The 11,490-nt window shown below is 39.0% G+C and carries 10 protein-coding genes; 6 read left to right on the top strand and 4 right to left on the bottom strand.

Annotated elements, in window-relative coordinates:
* Positions 1–1,231: NADH-quinone oxidoreductase subunit M (locus tag CALSC_RS21175; protein WP_088243249.1), on the top strand; the 1,231-nt coding region annotated here is incomplete at its 5' end.
* 308 nt (positions 1,232–1,539) lie between these two features.
* Positions 1,540–2,862: a CO2 hydration protein gene (locus tag CALSC_RS21165; RefSeq protein WP_088243247.1), complete on the top strand. Its 1,323-nt coding sequence runs from the start codon at positions 1,540–1,542 to the stop codon at positions 2,860–2,862.
* Between the two features lie 124 nt (positions 2,863–2,986).
* Here CALSC_RS21165 and CALSC_RS21160 read toward each other — a convergent pair whose 3' ends face one another.
* Positions 2,987–3,562, bottom strand: coding sequence for a Uma2 family endonuclease (locus CALSC_RS21160; protein ID WP_088243246.1), 576 nt, complete (start codon positions 3,560–3,562; stop codon positions 2,987–2,989).
* A 239-nt stretch (positions 3,563–3,801) separates the two neighbouring features.
* Entirely contained in the window at positions 3,802–4,203 is a 402-nt protein-coding gene (locus CALSC_RS21155; protein WP_088243245.1) for a fasciclin domain-containing protein, read from the bottom strand.
* A 445-nt stretch (positions 4,204–4,648) separates the two neighbouring features.
* Between CALSC_RS21155 and CALSC_RS21150 the strand changes: the two genes are divergently transcribed.
* The 4 genes from CALSC_RS21150 to CALSC_RS21135 all read left to right on the top strand — a co-directional run bounded on the left by CALSC_RS21150 (position 4,649) and on the right by CALSC_RS21135 (position 8,465).
* Positions 4,649–5,413, top strand: a complete 765-nt coding sequence (locus tag CALSC_RS21150; protein ID WP_088243244.1) for a class I SAM-dependent methyltransferase — start codon at positions 4,649–4,651, stop codon at positions 5,411–5,413.
* A gap of 337 nt (positions 5,414–5,750) precedes the next feature.
* Complete coding sequence (locus CALSC_RS21145) at positions 5,751–7,535, top strand: hypothetical protein (RefSeq protein ID WP_088243243.1); 1,785 nt, start codon at positions 5,751–5,753, stop codon at positions 7,533–7,535.
* A 370-nt stretch (positions 7,536–7,905) separates the two neighbouring features.
* Positions 7,906–8,130 carry a DUF433 domain-containing protein gene (locus CALSC_RS21140; RefSeq protein WP_088243242.1) on the top strand — a complete coding sequence of 75 codons (225 nt, stop codon included), beginning with the start codon at positions 7,906–7,908 and terminating at the stop codon, positions 8,128–8,130.
* On the top strand, positions 8,127–8,465 hold the full coding sequence (locus CALSC_RS21135; RefSeq protein WP_088243241.1) for a DUF5615 family PIN-like protein: 339 nt from the start codon (positions 8,127–8,129) through the stop codon (positions 8,463–8,465). The genes CALSC_RS21140 and CALSC_RS21135 overlap by 4 nt, the downstream gene beginning before the upstream one ends.
* A 114-nt stretch (positions 8,466–8,579) precedes the next feature.
* Here CALSC_RS21135 and CALSC_RS21130 read toward each other — a convergent pair whose 3' ends face one another.
* Positions 8,580–9,443 carry a universal stress protein gene (locus CALSC_RS21130; RefSeq protein WP_088243240.1) on the bottom strand — a complete coding sequence of 288 codons (864 nt, stop codon included), beginning with the start codon at positions 9,441–9,443 and terminating at the stop codon, positions 8,580–8,582.
* Positions 9,444–9,469: 26 nt separating this feature from the next.
* Positions 9,470–10,939 carry a SulP family inorganic anion transporter gene (locus tag CALSC_RS21125; protein WP_088243239.1) on the bottom strand — a complete coding sequence of 490 codons (1,470 nt, stop codon included), beginning with the start codon at positions 10,937–10,939 and terminating at the stop codon, positions 9,470–9,472.
* Positions 10,940–11,490 lie beyond the last annotated feature (551 nt).

The raw sequence follows: 11,490 nt of genomic DNA, 5'->3' as shown, positions 1-11,490 counted from the left end.
ACTTACCTGGATTGCCATTTATAGTAGTAGCCAACAAACAGAACGTCCCCGGTTATTTTACTCCCTAATTTTATTAGTTAGTGGAGGGGTCGCCGGTGCATTTACATCACAAAACTTACTGCTTTTCTTTCTATTCTATGAATTAGAATTAATTCCCTTTTATCTGCTGATTTCCATTTGGGGAGGTGAAAAAAGAAGCTATGCAGGTATCAAATTTCTAATTTACACTGCTGTCTCCGGTGCTTTAATTCTCGCCAGCTTCCTGGGTATAGTTTGGCTAACTGGTTCCTCTAGCTTTGATTTAGATGCAATCTCTACCCAAACCATTGCTAATACCTTACAAATAATTCTCTTAGCAGGAATCATCCTCGGCTTTGGGATTAAAATTCCCTTGGTTCCCTTACATACCTGGCTACCAGATGCCTATGTAGAAGCATCCACACCCATAGCCATCCTTCTAGGTGGGGTATTAGCCAAACTAGGAACCTACGGCGTATTAAGATTTGGCATGGCATTATTTCCCGAAACTTGGAGTAGTATTGCCCCTACCCTAGCAACTTGGGGCGCAATTAGTGCCATCTACGGCGCAGTAGTTGCGATCGCTCAAAAAGATATCAAGCGCATGGTAGCATATAGTTCCATCGGTCATATGGGTTATATCCTCCTCGCAGCCGCCGCTAGTACACCCCTAGCTCTTGTGGGTGCAGTCGCCCAAATGTTCAGCCACGGTATCATTCTTGCCATTCTCTTCCACTTAGTAGGAGTTGTAGAAGCCAAAGTAGGAACGAGAGAATTGGACAAGCTCAATGGTTTAATGAGTCCTGTACGGGGTTTACCCCTAACCAGCGCTTTACTAATTGTAGGGGGAATGGCTAGTGCTGGTATTCCGGGAATGACAGGCTTTATCGCCGAATTTATTGTTTTTCAAGGCAGCTTTTCTGTGTTTCCCATCCCTACCTTATTATGTGTCATTGCTACGGGATTAACTGCCGTTTACTTCGTCATCCTGCTCAACCGCACTTGCTTTGGTAAACTTGATAACAACCTCGCTTATTATCCCCAAGTATTGTGGCACGAGAAAATGCCAGCATTCATCCTTGCAGCATTCATCCTTTTCTTGGGCATCCAACCTACATGGTTAGTACGTTGGAGTGAACCCACAACCACGGCTATGGTAGCAGCTATAACAACCACAGAAAAAGTTGCTACTCCCCAAATAGCATGGAAATAGCTCATTTTAGGGAACTCCAAGAAATAAATTATCCAAGTTTTGAACTCCACCCAATACTCCACCAAGGGAACTATGCCTGATTAATTCCACCAAGGGAACTATGCCTGATTAATAATGAGAAGAAAAAGTTATTTTCTCCCCACACTTCCCCCTCTCCTCCTACCCAGCAAAGTTGGTATGTTGGACTACTAGTACCTTTATTCCCTCTGCTCCCTGCTCCCCTTCGGGTTGCGCCACTTGCTACAACGCGGGGAACCCGCGCAACGCAGTGGCTTACCTGCTCCCCTGCTTTTTTACTCCTTCCTCCCATGATTGAAATACCAGAAAAACCATCAACCAAAATTCCCCCGTCCACCCACGAATTTGCTGATGTTATCCATCGCTTAGAAGCGGGGGGTTCCATGCTACCAGATACCCCCGAAAACCTGATGCAAATCATCGGTATCTACAAAGCATATGCCGTACCGATGGACTTCTACTGGCGGGATTTACTTTACATCGCCGAACAAGTATTCCTCAACCCCTTTCCCTTCTTCAAATACTTTATCTCCCCAGAATACTTAGACAGACACAACCATTATGCTGGGGATGATGCCGACTTAAGAATTTGGCGCGGAGAAGCAACAGCTCATCCAGAATTATTAGCATTCATAGAAAGAGGCGAAACCAGCAAAATGCCCAAGCTTTTCCACCACTTATTCCATGACAGAATTAACATGGAATTTGCTGAAGCTTGTATGCGGGCAATGTTGTGGCACCGTAATATGTACGCCCCTGTCAATAAATTTGATGCTTATCTAGATAGCGAAGAATACAAAGCTAACGCCGATAAAGCCATTAAAGCATATTTCCAGGGCAACCCCGCCATGCTGGGAATGTATAAATTATTTCCAGATATGTTCCTAGAACAAGTACGCCAGCTATCCTACTATTCTAACCTGGGACTGTTTTGGGAAGTCATGGCACCAGTATTCTTTGAAATGTCGGATATCTATGATGAAGGAGGATTCCCAGGTGTCCCCGATGCCATGAATTTCTTAGTTAATGGTATATTTGCGATCGCTGGACGACCAATTTATCATCATGTTTATATCAGGGGTGAATGTTACGAAATTATCCCCAAATCCAAGGGTTTTACCTGGTTATATGAAGCTGCATTACCTTATGTAGAAGCCATATTCTATCGTACCGCTCCCTTCCGTGGTACAAAATCTTACAATGCTCAAGCGCAACAAGTACCAGAGGATCAGAAAGATTTCCATTATGGTATCCTATACGCTGATGTTTTCCCTGTAGGTACTGCTGGGATTCCCCCCACATTATTAATGCAAGATATGTTGCATTTTTTGCCCCAATATTTAGTAGATTATTATCAGCAATATTGTCGCCGTGAAGATGATATGTTGATTCAGTTGGGGATTAGTTTCCAAAGGTCAATGTATAATGTAACTTCTGCTGTCATTCAAGCTTTACGCACCGCACTTTTATATCCTTTAGATGACCCCAATCCCAAACATTTACAAGCAAATCGAGAATTTTTTGAAGCACAGTTAAATCGTTTTTCTCGTCCGGAATATGGGATAAATAAGGCTGCACGTTTGCGGGATATTCAACGACCGGATTATCGTTAGTATCAGTTATCAATGTCTTGGTAAAAAATAATTACCAAGATACTTCAATGTTTAATCATTGTAGTACGGGCATCTTGCCCGCGTCCAATATACAAATTAAATACGCAATAGCTTAGATTCTCAATTAAATAATCCCAGCTTGTTGAAAAATTTTTTCTGGCGTAATTTCTAGTCCTACAAATAGGGAATCTTTTAAATTATCCTGACTACGTTTAGTTTGAGGGAGAGAATCCGGGTAAAAAATTGTAATAGTTTTTGCTTTAGTATCGATAATCCAAACTCTGAGAACTCCTGCTTTAATGTAATCAGTTGCTTTTTCCGTCATCTCTCCAAAAGTTTGACCAGGAGAAATAATTTCAATTACTAATTCTGGTGCAACAGGACAAGCCTCATCTTGTAACCAATTTATAGGAAGACGATTATAAGAAATATATATCAAATCCGGTACAGGAACCCATTCTTGTTGATTTCGTGTTAGTTTAATTGCCCACTCAATCACAACTCGTCCCTTTTCATTTGCCCAGAAAGATAATAGTACAAACAATGCACCTGTTACGGAACTATGAAAAAATTTTGGTGACATTTCTTCATCATGTTTGAATTTGGGGACAGCTTCTCCATCAATTAGTTCGTAGATTATATCTCCTTCAGGAAGTGCGAAAAAATCAGCGAGGGAGAGGTGGGTTTTCAGTTGATTCATGGTTAAGTTATGGATGGGAGATATCGCTATAGCCAGCCAAGTTAGGACGTTTTTCAGTTGACAGTTGATAGTTGATAATTGAGAGTTATTTAGTCAAACAATACTATCCTAACCAATATGTGCATAGATAACTTCATACATATAAACATATTAGCAACAAGTCAAGTAAGAACATTTTTAAATTTCATAGTTGAGGTTAGTTGGTAAATGGTGAAAAAATACCATTTACCAATTACCAATTAACCCATCAGAATTACCGTATCAATTACGTGAATCACGCCATTATCAGCTTCAATGTCTGCTGCTAAAACAGTAGAATTTTTAACTTCAAATCCATCGGAACAATCAATTTTAATAGCAGAACCTTCCACAGAAGTTACGGTTCCCAATTTTGCTAAATCAGACTGCACTAATTTACCCGGTACCACATGATATGTGAGAATTCTTGTTAACTGGGGAATATTTTGTACTAGAGTTTGAATCGTCCCTGGGGGTAATTTTGCAAAAGCCTCATCATTGGGTGCAAAAACAGTAAAAGGGCCAGGACTTTTTAATGTTTCTACTAAGTCAGCAGCTTGTACAGCCTGGACTAAAGTATTAAAAGAACCAGCACCAACAGCAATATCAACTATATCCGCCATGTGTTCACCATTGTTCTAATAAAGATTGTAGACAAATAACGATATAGTTCGCAGATAAACCCGATTAATAGACAATCATTCAGGGCTTTAGAACTGCTCCTATTTTACCATTTGATGCTGAAGCGATCGCAATTTTTGATGAACTACGAGGACAGCAATTTCCTGTATCAACGATGGATTTAAGAATTGCAGCGATCGCTATCTCTCGTAATTTAATCTTGTTGACACAAAATCTGAGTGCTTCAATCAGGTTATAGGTTTATTGACAGAAGATTGGACGATATAGGAAATCTGGTGATAGTTGTCGGTGATGTTGCGATCGCAGAAATAGTATTCAGCATCAGCCAGAAAATTCAGGCTGTGAATATAATATACTTAGACTATTTCACTAAATAAAAAATGGGATGCTCCCAAGGGCATAAAGGAAACATCAAGGAGTGAGATAATGACAAAACAATGGTATGAATCTCTTTTTGAAAATTACGCATTAAAATATGATAATGAAAATTTCACACAGGGTACTGTTGGTGAATGCGATTTCCTTGAAAAGGAGATAAATTTTAATAAGTCATTAAAAATATTAGACGTTGGATGCGGAACTGGCAGACATATAATTGAGTTATCAAACAGGGGATATACTGTTACCGGAATTGACCTATCGGAAGCTCAACTTACTAGAGCGAAGCAAAAAGCAGAAAGTTTCAATTTAAAGATTGATTTTCAGCAACAAGACGCAAGAAATCTTCCATTTAACAATGAATTTGACGTTGCCATAATGCTTTGTGAAGGTGGATTTTCATTGATGGAAACAGATGAAATGAATTATGAAATACTTAATTGTGTAACAAAGTCACTCAAAGAAAACGGTAAATTCATATTTACAACTTTAAATGGATTATTCCCACTGCATCATTCTGTGGAAAAGTTTTGCGCTGCAAACCTAAAAGAAGGCAATGCATCATATCGAAGCAATAGATTTGATTTAATGACATTTCGACACTACGATGTTATTGAAATTGAAGACGATTCTGGAAATAAAAAGACTCTTGAATGCAATGAAAGATATTACGTCCCCAGTGAAATTAATTGGTTATTAAAATCCCTCGGATATAAAGAAATTAATATATTTGGAGCGAAGCTGGGAGCATTTTCCAGAAATGACAAGTTGACAACTGAAGATTTTGAAATGTTGGTTATCGCTGAAAAATGATTATGAAATAAAATTGCGATCGCACTAACTACTCACCCTCAAAACATCACCTCATGTGAGTAATTCAAACTGTAGAGCTTTTTCCTAATTTGTAATCAATTTCGCAATTTTCTAAGATGCTAGAACTTGTAATTAAGCTAATTAAGTAAGTGTTTGCTACTGATTGACCAGTTATATTGATTGAGCAAATGGTTACAGGTTTTTTGGAGGTTTCCGATATTTTATTCTTTGTTCAGGTGATAACCAATCCCACCATAACCACCATAGCGAATATGATATTCCGTTAGTGCGTTACTATATCGCTAAAGTGCCTCCTGTCTAATTTACTACTGAAGTTATGAATGAAGCATTTGTTGATCTGGATGAATTAATAGCGTATTGCAGAGACAAGCTAGCCAAAAAGTTTATTCAAGAAGCTGTTGCTTGCTATCGCGCTGGAGCATACCGCTCTTGTATAGTCGCAACTTGGAATGCAGTTGTATTTGATTTTCTTCATAAACTGAGAGAACTACAACTTTTAGGAAATACTGAAGCAACCAATCTTCTGCAAAAATTTGAGAAATTAAGTATAGAAAAGAAAGTAAAAGATTTGTGGCTATTTGAAAAGGATATACCAACATGGGCACTTGAAAAATTTGAACTAATTTCGCATCCAGAGAAGCCACAGATTGAAAGATTATTTGAAGATAGAAGCCTGTGCGCTCATCCGTCTATGGCATCTTTAGAGGAACCTTTTGAGGCTACAGCAGAGTTGGCACGTTGCCATTTGAGAAGTGCAGTAATGTACCTTTTACAACGTCCACCAGTTCAAGGGCGTTCTGCTCGTGACAGGATTTTTCAAGATATTAAATCAGAATATTTTCCTATAGATCAGGAGCTTGCAACCCAATATTTTCAAAAAAGCCCTTTAGCTCGCGCACGTTTTATCTTGATTAAAGATATAGTTCTTGGCTTGACTGTCAGTCTCTTGACAGACGAAAGCTCAGAAGAAGATGAGAGAATGCGGCAATTTTCTGCACTAAATGCTATCGCCAGTCTGTATCCTCAAGAAACAAGAGAGATATTGAATGAACGTTTATCCAATATAATTCTTGGAAAAGTAACTGATGCCAACTGGAACAAAGTAATTATTTATCTTGGAAATGTTAAAGCTTGGGATAAGATTGATACACCATGTGAGTTAAAAGCAATGACTTTCATTGAAAAGCTTGCTATCTTTAATTCAAGAAAGAAAATCTCTTACGAAAACGTTAATGTACTACTCCATGCTGCACGTTTAGGATTTTTGAGAGATTCCGTTATTAAAAAGCTGCAACTTTCTTTGCAAGAACTTATTTTGCTCAAAGACTTTTGTGAAAAAGAGTTGCAAGATAAATCAATTCATGATTTTATAAGACCTTTACTAGAAGAGAATATTTCCCAAGCTGATTTGGACGATCTAATTGCAATGAGATTAGATGGCAATGATCCATTAAATGATAAAATAATGCCACATTTGAATGAAAAAATAAAAGACGCTTCATTAGAAAATTTATTAGAAATTAGACGGCAAGATAAATCATTGAATGAACTAGTTGAACCAATTCTAAAGATAAGGATACATGAGTCGAATTTAAGTGAAATGCTTGAAGCTCTTCAGTGTACAACTCGAAGAGATAGAGAAGAGATAATGAATAAATTTCAATATCATATGATGAAACTTATGGATGATATGCCTTTTGAAAAATTAATTGATATCAAAAAGGAACTTACTTATAATCAGCTATTTGAGCAACTATTTAATTCACTTTCAAGAAAAAATACAATAGTTATTGTAGATAAATTTAAACAATCAGGTTCATTTAAAAATGCAAATTTTAATGCTGATCTTTTAAGAGATATTTCTGATCTGTTAACTTCTGAACAATGGGAAACTGTTTTAGAAGCATTTTGTGAAAATAGTCAAATTTATAACTCGTTTTATTGTCCCAGCGTTTTTTGTTCTCTCTTTAAAGAATCTTTAGAAACTAGCAGTTCTATACAACCCTATTGGTTATCTTTTAGGAAGAAGCTCAACAAGTTTAGTAGCGACGATAACATTGACAAATTGAAGGACATTATTGATTCCCATACTGAGATTTAGTGAACTTTCCAACAGGGCAAAAATTTCGGTGAAGCAGACTGGAAAAATTTATACTTATCCCAGATGTCTCACATCAAGGCGAACTTCTAGAAAGACCAGCTTAAAATAATTACATCTCTTCCAGTACTACAATAAATAAATCAATCAATCAAGCAAATCCCTCAAGCCGTTTGACGACAGGTAAGATTCTTTGATCATACAAAACACTGGTTGTAATTGCGTAAAATACCCACGGTAAGCGATGCTCACAAAACAGATAAGCGATCGCTTGGGGGATGCTTTACCATGTACTTGAATCTTGGTAAACCTTACAATACAATCCCACTCTTCAAGGAATGGTAAAATAGAGCTTACATTGGAGTAAAACCATATGTCAGACTTACTCGAAAGAATTACTATCAATCCCAAACAATGTGGAGGTCGTCCCTGTATCCGAGGGATGAGAATTCGGGTGTCCGATGTACTGGATTTATTTGCTGCTGGACTGAGTGCTGAGGAAATTTTATCAGAAATGCCTGACTTGGAAGCAGATGATTTGAAAGCTGCACTTCTGTATGCATCACGTAAGCTCAATCATCCAGTGTTGGTAGCATGATCATCTGGGTAGATGCCCACCTATCACCTGCAATTGCAGTTTGGATTACCAATACTTTTGGGATAACAGCATTCGCTTTACGGGATCTTGGTTTGAGAGATGCTGAAGATGCTGAAATATTTGCAGCAGCCAAAGCTCAAGGAGTTATCTTGATGACAAAAGATAGCGACTTTGTTGATCTGGTTGAGCGTATGGGAACACCACCACAAATTATCTGGCTGACTTGTGGGAATACTTCAAATGCTAGGTTGCAAGAAATTTTGAGTTCGACTTTGCCAGAAGCATTAGAAATTTTACGAACCGGTGAGCGTTTAGTGGAAATCACCGGGGACTAGCAACCCTTCGAGTATCATAACAGGTAAGATTCTTTGCTCATACAAAACACTGGTTGTAATCGCACAAACTACCCACCGTAGGCTATGCTCACTAAACAGATAAGCGATCGCTGATCAACGAAATACCAATACGGGAATATTGCTACTGCGGAGAATTTGAGCTGTGGTACTACCAATCACTAAATGACGAATGCGGCTGTGTCCATAAGCACCCATCAGTAGTAAATTAATATTGTTTTCCTTTACATATTGAGCAATAATTGTTTCTGGATTACCTTGCATTAAGGAACATAATGGCTCAAATCCTCCTATATGTGCCTGTTGTTTGCCTCGCTCAAGTCGGGAATTTGCTGTTCTATCCTCTGCATTTTTAGCAACAGTAATGATATGTAATTCTAAACCTTTAAAAGCAGGAGAATCAATTAGAAATTGCAGCATTCTCTCGCAGCTTTTACTACCATCATAAGCTAGTAACAATCTCTCAATTGGCCGATATTGACGGGAGGTAACAAGACAAGGTTTACGACTAGAACGCAAAATCCGCTCCAGATTTGCCCCTAAATGTCCAGAGGCGAATTCTGCTGCTTCCCCCCGTTTCCCCAAGATAATTAAATCAACTTCTGATTCTAACTCGGGTAAAAAATCAACCAAAAAACCCGTTTTATGCATTACCTGCACTTTTGTCACACCCCCACGGGTTAGTACTGCTTCTGCGTCCTGTAAAATTAACTTTGCCCGTTGATGATTCAGTTTGGCTTTTTCATGTTCCAATGCCACTAGTTGTTTGAGTAGCACATCTGAAGCATCGACACCGATACTACCACTAAAATTACTTGCTTCGGCGGTTGCTTGACTGCGGGCATCAGAAACATATAATACATCCACCCTCGCGTCTAATCGCGTCGCCAACCATGCCCCATATTGATAGCTACTCTGGGCAAAAATTGAGCCATCTGTACATAATAAAATTTGTTTCATGGTAAATCATTTCTGTTAGTAATATTCTATTTTCTCAGAGATTCAGGCTGGTTGTGAACACCCAATTTTTCCACTAATGTGGCACTAGCTTCATTTAATCCCAACAATTCCACATCCGCTCCATTACGACGGAATTTGAGGACAATTCTATCTAGTATTGCTACTGCTCCCTGATCCCACAAATGAGCATTGGTTAAGTCAATGGTGACGCGATCGACTACTTCCTCAAAATCAAAGGAGTCAAAAAATTCTTCCTTCGATAAAAAGAAAATTTGTCCTCTAACTAGATAGGTGCAATGACTCCCATCTTCACTTAATATCCGCTCCACAAACACCAATTTGGCAATTTTACGGCTAAAGAATACCGCACTCATAATAATCCCTGTTGCTACACCCAAGGCAAAATTGCGGGTAAAAATGGTCACAAACATGGTAGCTAACATGACCAGGGTCTCATTCCAGGGAATTCTGGGAATATCCTTAAAGGATGACCAGCGAAATGTGCCAATAGATACCATAATCATAATGGCAACCAGGGCAGCCATAGGCATTTGTTTCACCCAATCTTGCAGCGCCAAAATGGCAAATAGGAGAAATATGCCAGCACACAAGGTGGATAAGCGACCCCTACCCCCAGATTGAACATTAATTACCGATTGTCCAATCATGCCACAACCCGCCATACCGCCAAAAAAAGCAGTGATTATATTGGCGATGCCTTGACCTTTGGCTTCTTGGTTTTTATCACTGGGGGTATCGGTAAGTTCATCTACCAAGGAAGCGGTAAGGAAGGAAGCCAATAAACCTACAATTGCTAATGTCAAAGAATAAGGGAAAATAATTTGTAATGTTTCCCAGGTGAAGGGTATTTGCGGCAAAGCAAATACAGGTGGTGCTGTCGGTAAGGCTCCCATATCCCCAACGGTGGGCACTTCTAATTTCAGGGCGATCGCAGCCAGTGTCATCACTGCTAAAGTTACCAAAGGGGAGGGGACAACTTTGGTAAACCGGGGAAGGATATAAATAATTGCCAAGGAGATAGCAGTTAAAATATATACCATGGTCGGTTTACCGAGCAATTGTGGTAATTGTGCCATAAAAATTAGCACAGCCAAAGCATTGATGTATCCCAACATCACCGCTCTGGGCACATACTTCATTTGCCGACCCAGTTTAAAGATACCAAACAATACTTGGATAATTCCTGTCAAGAAAGTGGTTGCTAATAGGTACTGCAAACCATGTTCCTTCACCAAATCAATCATCAGCAGAGCCATTGCTCCAGTTGCTGCGGAAATTGACCCTGGTCTTCCGCCCAAAAAGGCGGTCATAATCGCAATAATAAAGGAAGCATATAATCCCACCTTAGGATCAACACCGGCAATAATCGAAAAGGCGATCGCTTCTGGGATTAAAGCTAGTCCTACCACTGCTCCCGCTAGAACATCAGCTCTCACGTTTGAGAACCATTCCCGTTTCAGTTTCTGAATATTCAATTTACCTCCAGTTACACATTGAAATTATTCACAGCCATACTGTATTCAAACTCTGATTTGCTCAATAATCTTGTGGTACAAGATGTGAAATCCTTCTTAACGGGTGACAACAAGGATAAAATTATGACTGGGGTGAGGGAGAAATAAGTTTTAATTAGCCTTTGAGCGTTAGATTACATCTGAGGTAAATCACGTACTACTCAAAGGTCTGATCACTTTGAGGTTATTCACAGATTGCAATATGAAAAGCTCGGATTTCCCCATCACCTAAAACCTAAACCCTAAACCCTATCTCCATTTCAAGCTTATTGTTACCCCTGAGGAAATCCCTATCCCTAGGTGGACAGCCTTGCTTTAATCTCAATCTATATTTACCTGCAAGTGCTGACAAGAACATGGCTCATGGAATTAAGGTTTGCAATGTGTTTGGACTCTTTGAGTATTACCAAGTCAAGGCAATCTTACCATGAAAAAAAATTCCCTGCTGATTGCGAGTACACAATTCTCCAAGAACTCATAATATCAAGGGATTGCACCCCGCTACGTCTTAA

It is taken from the genome of Calothrix rhizosoleniae SC01 (genome assembly GCF_900185595.1).
GTDB lineage: Bacteria > Cyanobacteriota > Cyanobacteriia > Cyanobacteriales > Nostocaceae > Calothrix_A > Calothrix_A rhizosoleniae.
The sequence above is the reverse complement of the archived record's forward strand: the minus strand, read 5'-3'. Positions and strand labels throughout refer to the sequence as shown.

Excerpts from the sequence above, each read along its gene's own strand:
- CALSC_RS21135 (WP_088243241.1), top strand. The coding sequence starts at position 8,127 with ATGATCATCTGGGTAGATGCCCACCTATCACCTGCAATTGCAGTTTGG.
- CALSC_RS21155 (WP_088243245.1), bottom strand. The coding sequence starts at position 4,203 with ATGGCGGATATAGTTGATATTGCTGTTGGTGCTGGTTCTTTTAATACT.
- CALSC_RS21160 (WP_088243246.1), bottom strand. The coding sequence starts at position 3,562 with ATGAATCAACTGAAAACCCACCTCTCCCTCGCTGATTTTTTCGCACTT.
- CALSC_RS21150 (WP_088243244.1), top strand. The coding sequence starts at position 4,649 with ATGACAAAACAATGGTATGAATCTCTTTTTGAAAATTACGCATTAAAA.
- CALSC_RS21145 (WP_088243243.1), top strand. The coding sequence starts at position 5,751 with ATGAATGAAGCATTTGTTGATCTGGATGAATTAATAGCGTATTGCAGA.
- CALSC_RS21130 (WP_088243240.1), bottom strand. The coding sequence starts at position 9,443 with ATGAAACAAATTTTATTATGTACAGATGGCTCAATTTTTGCCCAGAGT.
- CALSC_RS21165 (WP_088243247.1), top strand. The coding sequence starts at position 1,540 with ATGATTGAAATACCAGAAAAACCATCAACCAAAATTCCCCCGTCCACC.
- CALSC_RS21140 (WP_088243242.1), top strand. The coding sequence starts at position 7,906 with ATGTCAGACTTACTCGAAAGAATTACTATCAATCCCAAACAATGTGGA.